Raw genomic sequence first — 19,347 nt, 5'->3', positions numbered from 1 at the left:
TTTTCAAGGGCAACTGGTCTTCAGTTGAAAACCCAGAGACGTCCCCCCAAAAGAGGCGGACGTCGCATTCCCCTCATTCACGACCGTCAGATTCTGATAGTAGTAGAGCCCTTTGGGAGCAAAGCTGGGCGACGCCACACTATGGTATTGGATGACCCGATAGGATCCCGATCCCAGGTCGACGACGTCGGAAGGCCCGGAACCTCCGCCTTCCAAATTTTCCGTAGGACCTTCAAAGCTGCGGTTCAGCCAATTCACAGGCACATTGGAATTGCTCACTTCAAGCACCAAAGCCACGATCAAAGGGTCCGGTTGGGATCCGGCTTCGAGGCAGGTCCCGGTGACCAGGGCCCCCAAGGTTAAAGGATCATCTCCATAATTGGCAACCGTGTAGACATTTCCACTGTCGATCACGGGGGTGGTTGGAACCGTATTGCCGGCGACCGTAAAACTGGGAATCGAGCCGTAGTTATCCGAGGTGACATTGGCTTCGCTGGCAACTGAAATCGCATTGAATTGATAGGTTCCGTTTTCAACATACTGGGACGCCGCATACTCATAAGATTTGTACCAGTATCCTGAGCCGAAAGAGCCACAGATCGCCGGCTTGCCGCTGGTAAAGGATGAGCATTCCTGAAAGGTCGTGCCGCTTCCGCCCCCAAACACATTGGACGTGGGCCCTTCCAGGCTTAAATTCAACCAGTTGACGGGAATGGTCGAGGAAACCAGAATATCGAGCTTGACCGTTCCACCCAATCCATTGCCCAATGACGAAGGTGCATCCATGGTCACTTGCTCCACCACAGGCTTGGCCGCGCTGCTGTTGGCGTTCTGAGCTTCCACCGTTGCCTTGAGTGTTCGTGATGTCAGCAGCGCTGCGTTCTTCACCGAAAACTGAAACGTATAGACGCCGGAAGGCTGATAAGCTGTGATCACATAGTCCTGCCACAAGGTCCAGAAGCCACGGCTATGCTCGCAGAACGTGGAGGAACTCTGGGCAAAGGCGGTCGTGCTGCACTGTCCCAGCGTTTGATAGGTGATACCGCTCCCGCCACCGGAAAGGTTGGTGGTCGGCGAATCCCAGGTGATGTTGAGCCAATTCACAGGTGCGTTGCTATTCACTGAAAGTTTGACCCTGACCGTGCCGCCGTCGACAAGAGGACCGCTTGTGGGATTGCCGCTGCCATCCAAAGGAACGGCCTCCAGGCTGGTGAGGATGGGAGTATCGTAATCATATTCAAAGGACGTCCAATTCTTGCCGCGGGACATTTTACCGCTCATTTTTCCACGCCAGAGGCTATTCTCCTTGTAGAGCTTATAGACAGCTTCAAGACCGAGTTCGCTGATGTCCCCAATTTTCCCTTGCTGGAGTGACACTGTCCCATCAATCGATGTTTCAGTCGTGGCCAAATCAAAGGCCAGCAGTCCCTCGTCAAGAGCAGGAAAACCCTGTCTTCCCATGAACGCTGACGGCTCCAGGGTCCCTTTGAGGCGACTGGCGGAGATGTCTTCGCCCTTCAAACGCACAGAACCACCATAGCTGCTGCTGATCAGGTATTCATCGGACGAGGCGAGTCGTAACCCGGGCAGGGAGATTTGCAGGGTTCCTGCGTTATTTTGAGTCGGATCGGCAACGAAAGAGGATACATCCTTCACGATATCGTAAGTCACGGTCGGAAGATCCGCGCCGCTGACCTCTCCTGTTGCGATTTGGTCGATAATGAGACTTCCCGCTTCCGCCGGATCAAAGGTGGAAGTGTCTTCAGGATCTTCTTCGGGATCTGTATCCTCATAAGGAGACAGGCTCGATGGGTCGGTCGTGCGGGAATCGCTGGAAGTGGAACCGGCCCCACAGCTTCCCATGAGAATCGATAGCAACGTAAGAATGACAAGAACCATCAGTCATCTCCTTGGCTGGCACTTCTGCTTCGGAGATCCGATGGAAAATGTGAGATTTTTCCAATGGGGTTGTAATGACCTATAAAAATAAGGAATGTAGCAGGCCCATAAAGAATTACGCGCGAAAAGAATCTTGAACGACGTGCAATGTCCCCGTATGTCCTCCTCCACAACGCGACAAACTTCGAAGTTTCTGTTAACTCCTTCAATGAAATGTGAGGACACACTGAAATCGAACGCAAAGGAGGGCGTCGCGGGTCAACGGGCAGAATCTGATGTACAACTCGACCCATGTGATTCAAACGGGAGATGAGTCTGTTTTTGTGTACAGCGAAGCATATCAACGGTGGATGCTCGAGCACTCCACAGTCAGACACGTAACGGCCGAACAGGGTGCTGCCCTTGTCAGCCTCACATCTCCGTACACACAGATCAACTTTGATGACAGCCATTACGTTCCGAGCCTCATGCTCCCTCATCAGCCGGGCGATCGTGATCGGATCACGTTGCATTCCACATCGCCCCGGTCTGCTCGGATAGACGGATCCAACATTTCCGGTTATGGCGACCTCATGCTTAATAAAGGAGATGACTATGAATTCATGTACATTGCTGAACGGAAGAGTTGGGTGCTAACCCGGTATCCAACCACAGAATATCAGGCCAGGGCGCTGAGGAATGGCATTCTTCCCCAACTGGTGAGACCCCGCACCAGGGTGACCTTCGCTGACGGCAACTGGGTGAGAGACCTCCATCTGCCCAACCCATCGCCAGCAGGTTATCGCGTGGTTGTGGAAACGCAGGCGACCTGGTCATTATCCGTTCGCGGTCTTGGAGACGCCTCAGCTCACGCAACGAACCTGAAGACGGGCGATACCGTCGCCTTCGTCGTGGACGAGCAGGGCAAGTGGAAGCAGGAAACGATTACCATCGATATGCTGCTCCTTTATAGCGATAAGGCGGCCCAGCGGATCGGTGAAACGCAGGAACGCTCGCGCATGCTGGAAGGTCTGCGCCTGACCAACGAAGCGCTCGAGAATTCCCGGGCCAATTTCCGGGTTCGCATGGTCGGTCTCGAAATGGTTCCCGCCAGGGATCATTGGACGATTCTCGATCACCCCCTCAGTGATCTGCGCATCGACGAGGCGGTTCAGAAGAGACGTAACGAGCTGCGAGCCGACGCGATCTACTACGAAGGAACCGAGGCAGGTTGCGGTCTCGCCTGGATCAACCGTAGCGATCCTCAAACATCGGCCTTTAACATGGTCGGCACGGGATCACTGAATTGCGGAACGACGGTCATGCGGCACGAATTTGGCCACAACATGGGACTGGACCACGGCGTCAGCACGGACGATACGGGCGGCCAATATTGGGTCGGGAACAGTCGCGTGGGAACGATCATGGGCGGCAATAAAATTCCGTTCTATTCCTCTCCGAACCTTTACACCAGGCACGGGGTGCCGCTGGGTGTGGAGGGAGAGGTCGACGCCGTGCGTGCCATGAATGAATTCTCAGCCACGGTTGCAGCATTTCGCTAAAGTGTGCCCGAGGTGGATTCATGACGAGGGGGCAGAGATTCGGCGAAAATTCTCAGCACAAAGATCTCGGCCAACAACCCAAAAATAAAAAGGATTAGGCCGGTCACTATAAGAGAACTTTGTAACAGGGGCATGGTGAATTCCGCCTGCCACCGACTCGCGAGACTATGAATCCCAAAGTTCACAAAAGTGAAAAAGACAATAAACAGCGTGTCGATGAGGTAGATGCCCATGATATGAAAGAAGACCGGCCGGAAACCCCAGATTCGTGGCCGATCCCCAAGGCCGTCCCTGAGCAGGCGAAAACTACTGTGAATGGCCGCCATCGGGCTCTGATCCTTGAACACTGTGATGGTGCCTGCGGCTACAAAGATCGTGAGCATGATCAAACCCGGGACAACCAGGAGGGCGACGCCGATGGCTGCGGGAACCAACATTAAAAGCAGAATGCCGAGGCTGCGGAAGAAAAACCGAACGATGCCGACCACGTCCCTGTCCGCAAACGCCGGACTGCGATCTGCCATATAAATCAAAGCGTTGAATCCGTATAGGCTCAGGAGAAGCTGTGCAATCGTGCCCCGCCAGGTTGTAGCTGCTTGCAGTTTCCATTCCGCAGCATAGAAAGAATCCATAAACGGAAACCATTGAGCCAGTTTATCTTGAATGCCCCCGCGCGATGGGATGTCCGAAAAATTGGCCATCTGAAAATCCCAGACAAGCAGGAGGGCGTAAATTACGAGAAGTCCAAGACTCACAGCGCTCTGGTCGCGAAGGAAAACCCCGACCGTCCGGGCACTGGCTCGAAGGCGTTCTCCAAAGCTCAGGGATCGGGTCGGAACCTCTATAAAAACAGGGTCGTTGCGCATGGAGTTGTCCTCATTGATGCCTATCCTGACAGGAATCCACCTGAATGGCCGTTTCTATCCTACATGGCCTGGGCTTGCAAGATTGGATCGTTGATTGAGTACGCTTTTTCGAAGTTGAAGTTGGGCGAGACAGGCAATGACGGCCGAATCTCGCCGATCTCATGGTGCGCTCGTCAGTTCTCCATTAAAGACCTGGGTCAAAGCCTGCCGCCTGCCGCCGGAAATTAACATTAAGAAGTCGATTCGGTGAGTCATGCAAATCACTGGTCCGCATAACACCCTGGGTTGAGGCTGTGATCAAGGCTTGCTTGACTTCTTCCACGGTGGCGTGAGGGAAGAGTTCCAGATAGAGCGCCGCCGCACCTGTCACATGAGGTGCTGCCATCGAGGTTCCCTGCATGACCACAATCTCAGTGCTGCTGGCCGTTCCAGCGGATCGGATTTCTTCGCCAGGTGCGAAAAGAGTGACGCAAGGACCATAATTGGAGAACCAGGAACGGGCCTCTCTGTTGGTTTCATGCGGGATGGGATCACCTTGGGTGGTGTAGGATCCGACCGCGATGACTCCTTCGACGCCAGCCGGGGACCAGTTGCACGTATCGGCTTCGCCAGGAACTTCACTTTGCGCAGAGTTTCCGGCCGCAGCCACCATCACAATGCCTTCACGGGTGGCTTTGACAAGGGCGTCTCTCAGAGCGTCCGGCTCGTTCTTGTTCGGCACGGGGCTGCCCCAGGACATATTCACCACAGAGCGCCAGGAGTTTATTTTTGCATCGCGGATGATCCGGTCTATGACTGAGATTTGAACGCCGATTCCAGCAGAATCGCATCCGGCGCCATTCACCGAATGCAGGATGACATCCTTGGCGATTCCGTGAGTCCTGCCCCCAACCGTTCCGGCAACATGAGTGCCGTGGTCGGTGACCTGACTGTACGGACAGCCCTGATCCATGCTTGAACCAAAGGCCTTGCCGGCGAATTCAATATGATCGCGGCGGATGCCTGTGTCCCAGATATAGGCGTGGACGCCTTGTCCAGTTGCCGGAAACGTGTATTGACCGTCCAAAGGCAAATGTTTTTGGTCGATTCGATCGAGATTCCACAGATCCGGCGTCGCCTGCGTTGCCCGGGTCTCAATGGGTTCGATCAGGTGAGTTCGATAGTCGTGCTGAACGTAGGCTACTGCGGGGTGTTTAGCCAACATGTGTGCTGCTTCGTCGGACATTTCTGCTGCAAATCCGGGGCCTGCATACTGATAGATGGACTTGATCTGTATCCTTTCGCCGTTGGCCAGAAGATTTGCTGTCAGGTCATGAGTGAACGTTTCCGCTGTATCGACCTTGGATTCGTCGTACATGACTATATAGGAACCCGGGATGATGTCGGGATGGGTTTTGCCTTGCACGCTTGTATCACGTTGCCAGCTGATGCCTGAAGCATCCGTGGAGACATAACGGAGCTTTTCAGTAGCAACCACATACCTCTCACCGTCGAAAGACAAGTGATGCAAGGCTTTCCCTTCGTGGGTAAAGGCGAGTTTCCATTGTTCGCCGTCGAAGCTATGGTAAATGGAATGACCGTCTGCACTGAGGGCAACATAGCTATCATTGCCTTGGACAGCTTTGTCAATTGTCAGACCGGATTCGGGCAGAGAGCAGGCCAAAGGTCCGGCGATGGAAAGCGCGAGAATCCACAGACGGTTGGAACAGGATCCCATTTTGAAACTCCTATAAATAAAGGCTTTAAGCACAAGTATTATGGAGGCCCTGTTCCTTCGGCAATCAATTTCTGCTCAAATGAAAAACAATCTCGTGATGACTCGACATCGCGTTGTTTTAGAGTCCTGCTTTATCCAAACCAAAAACCTTATCAAGGCTGCCTGGGACCGGCTTGAACGCCACACCGAAGCGATTCCAAATATTAATCAGACCTATGGTGAAGGTCATTTCGGAAATCTCTGTGTCGTTAAAATGCTGGCGCAACTTTTCGAGCAGAGGCTCCTTGTCTTCAACCGGGCGTATGGCTGTCAAGGCATCCGTCCATTCCAAGGCGGCCTTTTCCCGGTCCGAAAAGAGCTGCGATTCATGCCAGGCATACAGGTGATGCAGACGCAGCTCGCGTTCATCATCACGACGGGCTTCCTTCACATGCATGTCGAGACAGAAGAGGCAACCGTTCAATTGCGAGGCGCGGATGCGAATCAGATGGCGTAGGTTTTGGGGTAAAGAGCCATTTTGAACGATCTTATCAAGGGCCAGGAGCGCTTTATAAGCCTCGGGCGAGATTTGGTTGTAATTCAATAAAGATGTCATGATGGGTACCTCCTAATTAAGGACAAAATATATCCTTAAGTCGAGGCCAGGCTATCGGTAAGGATTCTGATTTCATTAAAGTGACATACTGACTCTCGTCGAGTCCGTTTAGGTGCCCAGGCACATCATTCAGGCTTTTTTACCCGGCGTTTCTTGTCTTGAACCGCTATGAATTCAGCAAGTTCAGCCGCACTGATTCGAGGCACCCGAACGGATGGAAGGAGACTGATGCGATTGCCGCAGAGCGGGCACGCGAGGAGTTTATCATCGACTTTGTCATGCGTGACAAAGCTGAGGCATTTGAAGCAAATCCGCTGTCTCTGAACAGCTTTTTCATCGTAGTAGCCATTACCCACGGGATGTCTCATTTTTCTGAGCGGACATGAAATCAGGCGAATCAGGAACACAGGCAGGAGCATACGCAAACCGAGTTGTTCTTGCGATTATGACTGCAAAGAAAATTTAGCACAAGATCTGGCGTTTTGAGGAAAAACAAGGCCAGCAGATATCTGCCGGCTTTGATCTGATTCCATTTGGTTTTCGGTGCATTCTTGCTTATAGCGCCAGGTTGGGCGCGACCCATCACATCGGTCGATGGCCTTGCTCGTTATCACTCTCGGAAAATACCTGTTTGAGGCCAGCTGTCACGCCTGGAATGGAGGCCAGATAGCGAAGTGCATAGCGCAACCCGTGGCGCCCGTCGCGCTGGAGCAAAAATCTGTAAAGGTCGGCGGCCTCTGAAAAAAATTCGTCAGTCTTGGGACTTCCGGTCGTCAGATCTGCGTCGCTCTTAAATTCCTGGCGCCATTTGTCCATGAAGTCTGCGAGGCGCCTGTCGATAGCCAGGCTGGTCATTGGGGGTTCCTTTTCAACGAGGGGGCTGTTGGCCCGTTTCAATGGGACTGAACTTCAATTTGAACTTACCTGTTTTCACCGCCATCCGTCACGTCTCCTTTTTAGAACGGGCAGGGCTACAGCGTTCTTGCAGGGGCCGTCTGGGGTGGACGCCATCCGGCCCCCACCGGATGAAGGGGTTTTGCATCTTCATGTAAAATGCTATCCTGTTTTGCCAATGCAAACCAGGGAGTATTTCATGCGTTGTCTGCTTCTGAGTCTATCTTTAACCCTCCTGTCCTGCTCCACACTCTCGCATAGCCGGTCCGATAAGTTCCTCAGCCAGTTTACGGTCAAGGAAATTGCTCCTCAGACCTATGTTGTGACCGATCTCAGCTACCACAATTCCAACGTCATGGTCGCGGTCATGCCGGATCAGACGGTTCTCATTGCATCGTCTCCTTTTGAGACCCAGGGAGCGGACGCTCTCCTGCAATGGATTCGAGCGGAACTCAAACCCCGGAAGGTTATCGCCATCAATACCCACTTTCATGCGGATGGGACCGGGGGCAATGAAGCTTATAAGGCGCACGGCGTTGAGATTTGGGCGAGCGACCTGACTCGGAAGCTCCAGCAGGAACGCGGCGAGTCGCAGAAGATAAAGGAGGCGGCCGGTTTCGAAAGCCAGCCCGAGCTGAAAAAACGCCTTGAAAGAAGGCAAATTGTTATCGCTGATCACGAGTTCAGGATTCAGGATGGCAAGACCTTTGAATTCGGTGGAGAGAAGGTGGAGGTCATCTATCCCGGTCCAGCCCACTCCTCGGACAATGTTGCCGTCCATCTCCCGCAACGCAAGGTGCTCTTTGGTGGCTGCATGATCCGTCCCGTCAATACCCTGGGCTATGTCGGCGACGCGGATGTCAAAAGCTGGGCCGATTCCGTCTCCCGTTTGAAAGCCTTGGCACCACGCGTTGTGATTGCAGGTCATGAGACGGTCGGCGGCCAGGAACTTATCGACAATACGGTGGAGACGGCAAGACAGGCCGTGTCCCGCTAGGGAAGGCGTTTAAGAAGACACTCGCCGCCAATCACGATAAAGCCGCTGGGCGTGCTGTCCTGTCGGAGTCTTCCGCAAGGACTGAACTGTGGCTTTGAAAGAGTCAGGAAGCAACTCGATCGGATCCTGTGTCACGATCTGCCGATCATGCCGATGGATGCTTTCAGGCCACATCAGAACAGGCCCTGACAGGGCCGCCAGGGTCAGGTCAGCCGCTGTGAAACGGCTTCCGACCAGAAAGGGTGATCCTGCCAGCCTTGCATCAGTCTCCGCGAAAGCTTTTCTCACGCGCTCTTCCCCCTGAGCAGCCCGATCCGGAGTGATGCGATATCCCTTCCGGATGCCGCCACGCAAACCGCGCATCGTTACGCCAAGGCTCAGCTTTCCCAAGGGTCCATAGCCCTGGCCTGCGACCTGCACAAGGGTCGGGATGGAATCGAGCAGGTAGTGATAGGCCAGGAGTCGTGTGGATGGCCCAAGATTTTCATCCAGCCAGTCTTCGAGCCTGAGGACCTCGCTCCGGGCTGCGTCATCGTTTCCAAAGAGGCCTGGTACTCCGCTTTCGCGCTCGCGATCCACGAACTGCAGAATATCGCTGGAATCCGTCAGGTGCTCCGCTCCAGCCTTCAGCATCGGCACCGTCTTGCCATGGCCACGCAGTGCTGTTGCGGTGAGATGCAGGCCAGGCAGATAGGCCCGTTCCTGATAAGGCCGCCGGCTATAGTCCAGGGCCCACCTGGCTTTCTCACAGTAATGACTAAACGGAATGGTGAACAGTTGCCACATGGACGTTTCCCCTCATCGTGCGCCGAAAATCAGACAGCAGTTAAGCAGGCCATGAGTCATCTGTCAAAGCCGAAGCTTATGAGCTGCGCCCCAGCACGACGCGGGACCGGCATCAAACGCTTGAGCATGGATGGGCTGGCCAAAATCCGTCAGGGCGTATGCTTTCAACCCTAAGGGGGATAGGGTGATGAGCCGGTCATCCACTCTGTAGATGCGGTTGACGTCCAAGGATGCGGTTTGGTTTTGCCACCACTGTCCGTAATATTCCTGCTTGCAGCTCGCAGGAAGCCATTCGGCATGGGAAACGCGGCCTTTTTCAATCAGCTTGTCACCCGTGAAACCGAGCAGGATGGCTCCTGAAAAGACGCGTGATGTCTGCTCCCCTTTGAGACTGTCACCGCCCAGCTGCACGATGGGGAGCCCGATCAATCCGGACGCGGCATCGTGGAAGAAAGCATGGTGGTTGCTGGTCGCTTCGGAGCTGGACCCTCGCGTGCCATAGATGTGATTGTCGATGCGAGCCATCTCCAGCGGATTGCTGATATCAAACAATGATACCTGGACCCCTTGGTAGTAGGCAAACGAGCCCTGCTCGGCTGCATCAAAACCAAGGCCGAACATGCGACCATCAGCCAAAGGATGAAGGTAGGTCGAGAACCCGGGAATTTTCAAACCGCTCAGCAGCTTTGGATCCGCGAGATCAGCAAGGTCAAAGGCAAACAGGGGATCGGTTTTCTTGAAGGTGACGATATAGGCCTTGTCGCCGATGTACCGAACAGCTCGAATATCCTCGTGGGTGCCGAAATTCATGATGGCACTCTTGATCTGAAGGCTTTTGGACGCCACGTCCTTATCCAGCACAAAGAGATGATTCTGTGCAATATTTACCTCTGTTGACCACAAAAGGCCCGTACTGGTCGCAACAACGAGGTTTTGCCCCGCATTGAATCCACGGAGGGCCCAACGGTCCTTGATGCGTCCTGCGACTTCGCCTTCAGCCTCCATCGTCAGGGTGCCATCTTCCTTATTGAAGGACGCCTGACGAATATAGACGCGCTCATCCGGTCCACCGTATGGATTGTAGGAGGCATAGCCGCCGAAATTAAACCACTGCAGGTTCGATTTCACGAGGTAAACGGAGTCGGCTGTCACATAGATCTGGCTTCCCTGGCCGATGCTGCCGATACCTTTCTCAGCGGATTCAGGCGCATTGATATTGAGGGAGAGTATCTTGGCAAAGCCCAGATCAAAATCGGCGACCTTGCGGCGGCTGATCGCGGCGCAGGGTATCCCTGAAATGGCACCATCCAAAGGCCGCAGACTTGCGCGTGTGTAGTAGGTTTTCGAGTATTCATAAGCCCTTTTCGCAATGGGATCGTGAAACCATTGCTCCTCGGCAAATTCCTGCCATTCAAAGGGCTCATTTTCCAAGGGAAGCCTATCGTTCATCACCATGATCAGGTGCGGCCCGACGAGGCGACTGTCGATATAGGAACCCGGCACGGACCAGGTGCGTTCCAGCTCGGGCATGGAGCCAGCCTGCGTGCGGAAAATGCGAACCTGGGACGCCCCGCTCGAGTTTTCAATCAGGATGAGCTTGTGCTCCTGCGTGAAAAGCAAAGCGTTGGACCCGGAGCTGAGAGGGATGGTGCCCAATGTTCCAAGACTGACTCGATCAACGACTTGAACGCGATCAAAGGTGACAGCGAAAATCTGATCCAGACCCACACGATAACGATCGGCTTCATCCACGCCGTGTTCCTGTACGTTGGTCATGGTTTCGGTCGCCCCGGCAGCTGAATCCTGCATGGCTTCTGAGGCTTGGCTCGGAGGCCGTCTTGCCCAGTTGCTGGCCTGTTGGATGGCCAGAGCAAGGTTGGCTTTCTGAAAACTATTCTGCTGTTCCAGCGAATTTTGGATATCAGCTGTCAACTCTTCACAGTCTGAATAGGAACGCAGCCCCAGATTTACATTGGGGGCCACGGCTGCCAGCTTTAAAGCTCCGTGCACGGCAAAGGGCGTCCCATACAGATCCGCCTCCCGATCCGTGCGCTGACCACAGCTGGGCAGGACCGCCAATAACCCCAGGATTGCGGCTACGTTCCTCAGCATCGCGTATTCTCCTTTTTCGACATTTTGTGAAGGTTGATATTCACTTGTCGGCAAAAGAGTTGTGATTCTGTTTGCTTGGCAGGAATTTTCGTATTCTGGCGTATTCTACGGGAAGGGGGGGAGACGGCCGCCTCAGGAGGAAGGCGGCTCGTCGTCAGGGTCCGAACCTTCGTAATAGGACACTTCGGTAAAGGTGGGTTGGGCTCGGCTACTCTTTCTAAACAAAGGTTCGATTTGTTAGCACGTTCAACGATCAGGCCTTTGTCGAATGCTCCGTATCGCCCTTATAGTATTAATCAATCCTGCTCTTTTAAAGAAGAGGTGCGGGAGCGGCGAAAGAGGGATAGATGACACTCGTCAAATCTTATTTGAAGTATGGTGGTACCAATGAAGTCAATCGGACTTTCAATTCTGCTACTCGCAGTCAGTCTGGAGGCTTGCACCCAGGACGAAATGCCCACGCAAGCAACACTTCAGGATTCGGATTCAGCGACCACAGATTTGAGTGAAGATACCGTAAGCTCTCCGGTCAAAGAGGAAGCGTCGCATGGGAGGGAGGCGAGCCTCTTTGCCTTCGCTGGTGCGAATAAAGACTCGCTGCGCAATTGCAATGCGGAATTGGAGGGAGCGATTCGCTACTCCATCGATGATAAGACCTTTTATGTTTGCTCGAACAAAAGCTGGGCAGCAATAGATCTGAAGGGACAGGATGGTTTGCCTGGTTACCAAGGTGCAGCAGGAGCCAAAGGCGATAAGGGCGACAAGGGTGCTACGGGTGCGACTGGGCCCGAAGGTCCGCAGGGTATGGCGGGGCCTCGAGGCGAAAGAGGCGAGCCTGGATTGGCGTCAGATGGACAAGGTCACCTGGTCTTGAAAAATGACAGCGGGCAGGTGATGGCCTACTTTGTGATGGATGTGCCACGCGAGGGAAATTCAAGGGATGAGCCCCAGGTGATAGTGGTTACGGAAAGCGGCGATTTTTTTCACGTGATCGTTCGCACGGGTCAAATAAAGTCCCAGGGAGTTTGGTTTGAAACTTCTTCGGATTGCACATCTGGAAATGTTCTTGTGCGAAGCCTCATCCCCATGGCTGTGGTCAACCGAATCGTGAAGGATTTCAACGGCAATTTTCATCGCGTCACTGGAATGAACAGCACAACTCTTGGTGACCCGGCGGCTGTTCTGAACGCCGGGAGCAATAACGTCCCTTATTGCACAACGAATGCCTATAATTCATGGCCGGCAGGTTTGGCTCTTTTGACGAGCCCAGTCGGGGCCGAGACCGAAATTCCTGACTTTACCGCGGTCGCTCCTTTGACATTTACAATCCATTAAGCCCGCTAACGAGGGCCTGACCGGCAAAGGCGGGTCGCAGAAACCGACAGCGACCTGCGGACAACACCAGCCCTCCTGGAACGTGAACTCGAACGAAACCTCTCACCACTGTCACAATCCTTGACAGTCCACCTACCGTAAATTCGTACCACCACTCAGGATTTATCTGGCCAGAGCCTTGCAAAGTATGGCGTTGGTGAACTCTTCGTTGAGGACCTGATGCTGTTTCCGTTGATCTCCCGCTACCTGCTGTTGCTCGCAGTCGCCGTTCCTCACAAGGCGAAGGCCAGCGAGCCCATTCCCGAAACCGACATCGGTCGTATCGTGGTGGATTTTACAAGCCTTGATCCCGATCGCCATTGGATCGCGCGAGCGCATGAATTCAATGTGCTGAATATGTTCAAGGACTCACCGCGACTGCTCAGCGTTGCCAAGGATTCACTCCAGCTGGCCAACTGTCCGGATTTTCCCTGCCGCCGCCGCGTGTTGAAGGATGCCGGGATCGATCTTTATATCGAAGGCGAGGTCACGGTCGATACGCTGCGTTATCGCGCTCTCATTCCGGAAACCGAGCAGATCCTGAGTGAAGGCGGGATCAGCATTGCCCCGAATACCGCTCCCGAGCATGTAAAAACCGCTTTTTTGCATGCGATGAAACCCTTCACCGAATCCGGAGGGATCCTGGATCAGCGCGCGGCTCTCCGTCGTGCTGAAAAAGCCGCGGCTGAGAACGGTCCTAAAGTTGCCAGGCAGGCGATGGGGCTGGCACTTGGTGCCCTGGCCTTTTTGGTTCTGGCGGTTATCTTTGCCTCGCTCTTCTATTTTCAACACGGTCGTCGCTATCTCCTGATCATCGGCGCCGCCTGGATATTCTTTGCCCTTGGGCCACTCTGGTTGATTTCCGAGGACCTCGCCCTGGTCAAGCCGATTGCCATTTTCGCCATTCCGGATCCCTGGGTCCTTGCCGTTATCGGCGGACTGGGCGCGGGCTGGGCGCTTTGGGGGCTTGGTCTCTGTGTCCTTCCGCAGCTGCGCGGCCTCGAAACTCTGAAACAGAACCGCATGCCCCATGTGGTCGATGCGCTGATGACCGTCTTTTTCTATCGCGCGATTGCCACTCTGCTTTGGATCGGCGTCGCCGCAGGCCTGGTTCTGGGGGCACGGGAAATCTTCGGTCTCGATAAAGTCCACAGCGTCGCCCTCGGCCTGATGGTCTTCGGTGGCCTCGCAACCCTCAGCGCCCTGGTCTTTGAGCTGATCGCGCAGGCGCTCGATCGAAAATTCATCAGCGGTCAACCCAACGCCAGCAATCCCTGGCATTCAAGGATCGTCGAGGCGCTGGCGGGACATCCGCTGCTCGCGGATCTCGAAGATCTGGCGGCCCATGCTTATTATCTACCGACCGAACAGAATCGCCCGTTAACCTATGGCGGCGGCCTGTCCCGTCCTCGTGTTCTGATTCCGCGGGCTGCTTTGGAAAAAGCCTTCAACACGCGACCGGAGGATAACGGTCTTGCCTATGATTTCCTTGCGGGACTCGTGCTCGATGCCCTCGGTCGTGTCAGCCTTCGCACGCATCTGGAAGCCACGCTGCGCCTTGGGCAGGAGCTGAAGGAATCCAGTCCGGGTAAAATTCGTGGCTTCCTCTTCGATCCCTACCGCCGCGCCCGTCGCCTGCTCGAAGGCTGCTTTATTACCGTTCATGATGGCCTCGGTCCCTTTATTCAGTATTTGTACTGGCGCCATAATCCTCAATCGGAACTGCTGACCGTTTCCGCCAGTCCGAGTCAGCTGATCGCCATCACTCGGCTCATCCTCGGCCGCGTTCAAACCCAGGATCGACCGAAGTCCATCGACACACCCAGCGACCATATCTGCTGGCTCGTCCAAAACTTCCTCTATTCGGCGCCGACCGAGGACTTCTCTACGCGCAAAAGAGGGCGGATTAAACCCCGGACGGCAGTCATCATCGCCCTGATGGTCTTCTTCACCGGCTACCAACTGGTCGCTGCCGTTCTTTATCACTCGGTCTACGAAGAGCGCATAGCGTCTCAGCAGGCCCGTATCGAAGAAAAGAAAAAGAAAAAAGAAATAGAAAAGGAGGGCCTCGCCCATGCAGTCGGAGAATCCCCAGCGCCTGTCGTCCAGTCAACAGCCCCAGCGACCCCTGAAGTGGTACCAAAGGCTGCTCCGAAGAAACAGAGAGTCGGAACCGGAAAATCCAAACCAGCCAAGCGGAAAAAAGCCAGTCGCCCACGCTAGAGCGCGTGGCCATGCCGCCGGTGGTTTTGTTGGTCTGATGGGTATGATAGGCCTGACGTTGATCTCAGGTCTTCTGTTCATCACCGAGAATTTTTTCTTTTCGATGCTGCTCTTTTCGATCGGTCTTCTGCTCTATACGACCGGCACTGAAATCGTGCGTATCGTCATCTCTTTGATGACCACTTTCTTCTCGACCAAACATTTGACCGAAGACGCCGCGTTGATCGGTGAAACGGGTCGCCTTTTGAAGGAAGCACTGATCGACCGTGAGGATGACGGCAACGCCGTCGTCGTTCCCCGCAATGCTCTGACCGAAGACCTGCGCAAAGCGTCGCAATCCGGTCAGCAGGATCGCCTTGAATATATGGCTCATCGTTACTACTTCGACTGCCATGAACTCTACGAGTTCTCGCGCCTCAACCTGCAATTCGCCTCCGAAGCGATGCCCTATGTTGGTCTGGTCGGTACCGTTCTCGGTCTGATCATGATGTTTGATGGACTGGGTGCCAGCGTCAACGTGGAAGCCCTGACCCCGCAGCTCGCCATCGCTCTGAAGACTACGCTTTACGGTGCCTTCTTTGGTGCCACCTATAAGATCCTGGCCGCTCGTTTCGATCAGCGTCTGCAAAAACTTGAGTATGATTATGATGATCTTTTGCGTTCACTCGATCTGATCGCGAAAAACAATATGAACATTGAGGTTCAGTCATGAGAGCGCCCATTCGCCGTAAAAGGGGTGGAGCCAGCGAACTCTGGCAGACAGCCTATATCGACTTGATGACCAATATCATGATTTTTTTCGTGATATTCTGGTCGTTGAGTCAGGCCCAAAGCAAAGGCATCAGCGAAACCGTGGGGGATGTCTCGACCCGCATGGTCAACCTGCCCGGCGACGTTCTCTTCCGTCCGGGTCAAACGCAGCTTTCGCCCGAAGGTCAGGCCGTGTTTGCCCGACTGTTCCAGGAAGATGCCGACAGCACCCTGAATTTCAAGACCAATGGTCTCGTCAAACGCGTGCTCTTCATCCATGGCCATACCGACAATCAAGGTCAAAAGGACAAGAACTTCGTCCTCGGTTTTGAACGTGCCATGGCCACCTACAAGCAGATCGCGCAGTACGGCAAGGATGTGCCCGATCACGTTGTGGTCTGTTCGCATGCCGATAACCTGCCGGCCCATGACGTGCCGAAAATCGACGGACCCGTGTCGAGCTTTCAAAAGGCTGCGATGGATCAGGCCAATGCCAAGAATCGCAGGATTCAAATTGAAGATCGACTCATCAATCAGTTTAAAGAGGAACCATGATCCGCATCGGACTTAAAAGTCTCGTTCTCGGACTCGTGGTTACGGGTCTGATCACGTTCGCCGGCGTGCAGCGCCTCTTCGATATCAGGCGTGTACTGTCGATGCAGCCCGAAGTCCTCTGGCTGATCGGTTGTCTGGCGAGCCTTATCAGCCTTGGATTGGCTTTCTTTCTGCGAAGTCGCCGGGAAAGTTCCTATCATCTTGCCATCGGTCGTCATGAATACCGACGTCCTGGTTCGCTGCCACTGCTTACGATCAGGAGCTGGGGAATCTGGATGGGCGTTCGGGATGAACAGCCCGCCAGCGAGTTTGGTCGGTTTGGTTTCCCCTTGATTTCTGGTCTTGGGCTGCTTGTCTTTGGTCTCATCATTCTGGAAAATCGCAGTCTGGTTCTTCTGCAACATTTCTATCACAATATGACCAAAAACTATGGTCCGATCTGCCCCAAGGAAGGTGAAGAGATCACCGCTGCCAAACCACCGAAGATGGGTTGTGACCTTGTAAAAAGAGCCTATGCCCTGGGGTATGCCAAGGATCTGGGAGATTGCGCGGATGATCCTGCTGAGCAGGACGAAGAGATCTGTACCCATCGGCAATGGGATGAGCCTCCCGCTCATTATTCCTATCGCCTGTTGCAGCGTTTTGTGAAGACCCTGCTGACGGACTCGGCACCTTTGAAGATCGATACCGAAAAATTACCGGAGCTGGTGGAAAGCCATGCTCAAGGCTTCCTCGGTGTTCCACGCTCGGCGATTCACATCTTTACAGATTTGCCCGAGCCCGGCACGTGGCTGGTTAAAGCCCGCCGCCGTCTGCATCCGAATCATTGTCAGGATGAATTACGCGAGCTGCGATTCCGTATGGCCGAGCAGGGAACGGAACCCGGCGCGCAGCTCGAAGATGCTCTCAGTCACCTGCTGTTTAGCCCCGCTGTCGGCCGCGATGCCAATTATTGTCGGCCCTATATCATTCACTGGGGGGCTCAGCCGAATACCTGCTCTGAATTGATTGATAAGGGCGAGGCGGCTTTGGATACCTATGATCTACGCCAGTCGATCGACACCGTGATGAAAAGACCGAAGTCGCTCGTCAGCTTTCACTGTCTGATGGCGGCAGGCTCGTCTTCTCTGCAAGGCACGCTGCCCTATGTCGGACAGAATTTTGAAGTCATTGCCTCGACACTGCCGGCCGCGGGAACGGATGGAATCTATCCCTCGAACGAATTGTTTGCGGCTGTTGCCCGGGCTTTTGTTCCCGACTTCGATTACAACAATATGGATCGCACCCGTCCCCTCGGTCTGAGCGAGGATCGCTTTCGCAGTGAAATCGCTCGTGGCGGCGACGACCTGATGCTGGCGAAGTTCGAACTGCTACGGTCCAGTGATGTGTTGGCAGGTGACCAATGGGTGTATCGCTATCCCGAGTATATGGAAGTCTATCCCTGGCAACCGCATATTGCCAACTTTGTGAAACGTTTCCGCAAGGCCTACCGGCAGAATGAGGAGAAACCATGAAGAAGATCCTGCTGTTTCTTCTGGCTTTCACTTCCGGCGCTCAGGCCGTGGACGAGCGCATCAAACCCTCAGGTCCCGACTCGTTTGAACGTATCATCGTGCCTCGGATGGCGAAGCCCGAAGAGGTGGAGCCGATGCCAGAGGAACAGGCGCCGACAGAACAGGCGCCAGGGCCCAAGGAGCCCGTCGTTGCCCAGGAAAGTATCCAGCCGCAGGCCAGCGCCAGACAACGCGCCGAATATCTGGAGCGATTGATCCGTTCCGTCCGTGCACTCTCCGAAGCCGAACGCACGCGTTTGCAAATTGAAGCTGATGCCATATTCTCGGGCGTTTGTCGCAGTTTTGATCCCACGCTGGCCCTGAGTTGCTCCTTCGAGGCCGCCGCTCATATCTGTAGCATCAGCCCCGATCAAGGGGCCTGCCTGGCCATGATCGATGCCCTGGTTGTGGAACGGCTTAATGCCAATCGATTCATCTCGGCTCGCGAGCGTTATGAAATGATGACTCGCGGTGAATCCATGGCTGCAGCCTTGAATCATCGCTATGGAAGTCTCGCCACGGCCTTCAGCCTGAGCAAGGCCGCCGCCTGTCAAGCCAGCGACTTCCATTGCCTCTCCCTTGGGATCGACGCTTATTGCCAGAACGAAGCCCGGCAGGGGCGTCTGAGCTATCAAAGCTGCGCCGCCATCATTGGTCTCTTCATCGGCAGACATGCTAACCAGGAAGCTGACAAAACGTGAGAGTCTCACGGGCGAGCTCCGGGATGACTTCCGCATTGCTGCGACCGCTGCTCTTGAGCACCGCAAAGCCGTGATCCGCCCCTTGTACGACGTGCATTTTCGCAAGAGGGAGAGCGCGGGCGACCTCTCGCATCAGAGACAAATCGGCCAAGGCATCGCGAGTTCCCTGCAGAAAAAGGATCGGAACCTTGACGTCCTTCAAATGCGCCGCTCGATCCACGGAAGGCTTCCCGGCCTGATGCAAAGGAAAACCGTAGCAAACAAGACCTTTCACGGATTCAATCATGCCGAGGCTCGCCGCCGTGGTCGTCATTCTTCCGCCAAAGGACTTCCCGCCAGCGAATAAGGGAAGATCAGAAACGCGTTCGAGTGCCCACTGGATGGCTGCCGCAACCGTAGCCGTTGCGAGTTTTGCATTGTCGGGGCGTTTCGCTCCATCTTCCCAATAAGGAAATTGAAAACGCAAGGTCGCAATCCCCACTTCACCAAGGGTTGTGGCCAGATCGCTCATGAAAGGGTGATCCATGCCGGCCCCCGCCCCGTGCGCGAGGACAAGGATGGCCACGGCATCGGCCGGTCGAACAAGGATTCCGGATACCGAACCGGTCCGACCCTTGATATTGCTGATGGTCACGTCGCGTCGAGTCTGTTTCCTGCTCGTCATTGGACTGGTCACCCTCCCTCAGTGAATCCTTGTCTGTCGCCACGCCCCAGGTTACTACATCCTGACCTGGACTGGTGAATTTCCCCGCCCGTCGCATCCAAAAAAACCCGCGCGACTCCC

Annotated in this window: 17 protein-coding genes; 9 read left to right on the top strand and 8 right to left on the bottom strand. The window is 54.6% G+C overall.

Translation table 11 applies throughout. The features are described from left to right. Window positions 1-3 precede the first annotated feature (3 nt). On the bottom strand, window positions 4-1,899 hold the full coding sequence (locus OLTU_RS16285; RefSeq protein ID WP_141733823.1) for a hypothetical protein: 1,896 nt from the start codon (window positions 1,897-1,899) through the stop codon (window positions 4-6). Window positions 1,900-2,174: 275 nt separating this feature from the next. Here OLTU_RS16285 and OLTU_RS16280 point away from each other — a divergent pair, with 275 nt between their 5' ends. Next, window positions 2,175-3,440, top strand: coding sequence for a zinc-dependent metalloprotease family protein (locus tag OLTU_RS16280; RefSeq protein ID WP_141733822.1), 1,266 nt, complete (start codon window positions 2,175-2,177; stop codon window positions 3,438-3,440). On the opposite strand, the gene OLTU_RS16275 is transcribed toward OLTU_RS16280, so the two are convergent. From OLTU_RS16275 to OLTU_RS16265, 3 genes are all read right to left on the bottom strand, one after another. After that, complete coding sequence (locus tag OLTU_RS16275; protein ID WP_141733821.1) at window positions 3,437-4,306, bottom strand: hypothetical protein; 870 nt, start codon at window positions 4,304-4,306, stop codon at window positions 3,437-3,439. The two genes, OLTU_RS16280 and OLTU_RS16275, sit on opposite strands and share 4 nt — an antisense overlap. Window positions 4,307-4,490: 184 nt before the next feature. Further along, complete coding sequence (locus OLTU_RS16270) at window positions 4,491-6,023, bottom strand: S8 family peptidase (RefSeq protein WP_141733820.1); 1,533 nt, start codon at window positions 6,021-6,023, stop codon at window positions 4,491-4,493. Between the two features lie 118 nt (window positions 6,024-6,141). After that, complete coding sequence (locus OLTU_RS16265) at window positions 6,142-6,618, bottom strand: carboxymuconolactone decarboxylase family protein (protein WP_141733819.1); 477 nt, start codon at window positions 6,616-6,618, stop codon at window positions 6,142-6,144. Window positions 6,619-6,776: 158 nt separating this feature from the next. Here OLTU_RS16265 and OLTU_RS16260 point away from each other — a divergent pair, with 158 nt between their 5' ends. Next, on the top strand, window positions 6,777-7,004 hold the full coding sequence (locus tag OLTU_RS16260) for a hypothetical protein (protein WP_141733818.1): 228 nt from the start codon (window positions 6,777-6,779) through the stop codon (window positions 7,002-7,004). Window positions 7,005-7,200: 196 nt separating this feature from the next. On the opposite strand, the gene OLTU_RS16255 is transcribed toward OLTU_RS16260, so the two are convergent. Beyond that, on the bottom strand, window positions 7,201-7,473 hold the full coding sequence (locus OLTU_RS16255) for a hypothetical protein (protein ID WP_176736681.1): 273 nt from the start codon (window positions 7,471-7,473) through the stop codon (window positions 7,201-7,203). A gap of 238 nt (window positions 7,474-7,711) precedes the next feature. Between OLTU_RS16255 and bla the strand changes: the two genes are divergently transcribed. After that, window positions 7,712-8,509, top strand: a complete 798-nt coding sequence (gene bla / locus OLTU_RS16250; RefSeq protein WP_176736680.1) for a metallo-beta-lactamase — start codon at window positions 7,712-7,714, stop codon at window positions 8,507-8,509. A 9-nt stretch (window positions 8,510-8,518) separates the two neighbouring features. Here bla and OLTU_RS16245 read toward each other — a convergent pair whose 3' ends face one another. Together OLTU_RS16245 and OLTU_RS16240 are read right to left on the bottom strand one after the other, a co-directional pair. Beyond that, the gene (locus OLTU_RS16245; protein ID WP_141733815.1) at window positions 8,519-9,295 is read right to left on the bottom strand and encodes a glutathione S-transferase family protein; all 777 of its coding nucleotides are present in this window, start codon (window positions 9,293-9,295) and stop codon (window positions 8,519-8,521) included. 63 nt (window positions 9,296-9,358) lie between these two features. After that, window positions 9,359-11,407, bottom strand: a complete 2,049-nt coding sequence (locus tag OLTU_RS16240) for a beta-propeller domain-containing protein (protein ID WP_141733814.1) — start codon at window positions 11,405-11,407, stop codon at window positions 9,359-9,361. 387 nt (window positions 11,408-11,794) lie between these two features. On the opposite strand from OLTU_RS16240, the gene OLTU_RS32915 reads away from it, so the two are divergent. The 6 genes from OLTU_RS32915 (at window position 11,795) to OLTU_RS16215 (ending at window position 18,563) form a co-directional block, all read left to right on the top strand. Continuing rightward, window positions 11,795-12,742, top strand: a complete 948-nt coding sequence (locus OLTU_RS32915) for a collagen-like triple helix repeat-containing protein (protein ID WP_218110075.1) — start codon at window positions 11,795-11,797, stop codon at window positions 12,740-12,742. A 219-nt stretch (window positions 12,743-12,961) separates the two neighbouring features. Further along, window positions 12,962-15,004, top strand: a complete 2,043-nt coding sequence (locus OLTU_RS31955; protein WP_176736679.1) for a hypothetical protein — start codon at window positions 12,962-12,964, stop codon at window positions 15,002-15,004. 37 nt (window positions 15,005-15,041) lie between these two features. Beyond that, window positions 15,042-15,716 (top strand): MotA/TolQ/ExbB proton channel family protein, encoded by a 675-nt coding sequence (locus tag OLTU_RS16230; protein WP_176736678.1) that lies wholly within the window; start codon window positions 15,042-15,044, stop codon window positions 15,714-15,716. Then, the gene (locus tag OLTU_RS16225) at window positions 15,713-16,309 is read left to right on the top strand and encodes an OmpA/MotB family protein (protein WP_141733812.1); all 597 of its coding nucleotides are present in this window, start codon (window positions 15,713-15,715) and stop codon (window positions 16,307-16,309) included. Before OLTU_RS16230 ends, OLTU_RS16225 begins: the two co-directional genes overlap by 4 nt. Then, entirely contained in the window at window positions 16,306-17,823 is a 1,518-nt protein-coding gene (locus tag OLTU_RS16220) for a hypothetical protein (RefSeq protein ID WP_141733811.1), read from the top strand. Before OLTU_RS16225 ends, OLTU_RS16220 begins: the two co-directional genes overlap by 4 nt. Further along, window positions 17,820-18,563, top strand: coding sequence for a hypothetical protein (locus tag OLTU_RS16215; RefSeq protein ID WP_141733810.1), 744 nt, complete (start codon window positions 17,820-17,822; stop codon window positions 18,561-18,563). The genes OLTU_RS16220 and OLTU_RS16215 overlap by 4 nt, the downstream gene beginning before the upstream one ends. On the opposite strand, the gene OLTU_RS16210 is transcribed toward OLTU_RS16215, so the two are convergent. Further along, the gene (locus OLTU_RS16210; protein ID WP_141733809.1) at window positions 18,538-19,227 is read right to left on the bottom strand and encodes an alpha/beta hydrolase family protein; all 690 of its coding nucleotides are present in this window, start codon (window positions 19,225-19,227) and stop codon (window positions 18,538-18,540) included. The genes OLTU_RS16215 and OLTU_RS16210 overlap by 26 nt on opposite strands. Window positions 19,228-19,347 lie beyond the last annotated feature (120 nt).

This window comes from Oligoflexus tunisiensis (genome assembly GCF_001748245.1).
Classification (GTDB): Bacteria; Bdellovibrionota_B; Oligoflexia; order Oligoflexales; family Oligoflexaceae; genus Oligoflexus; species Oligoflexus tunisiensis.
The sequence above is the reverse complement of the archived record's forward strand: the minus strand, read 5'-3'. Positions and strand labels throughout refer to the sequence as shown.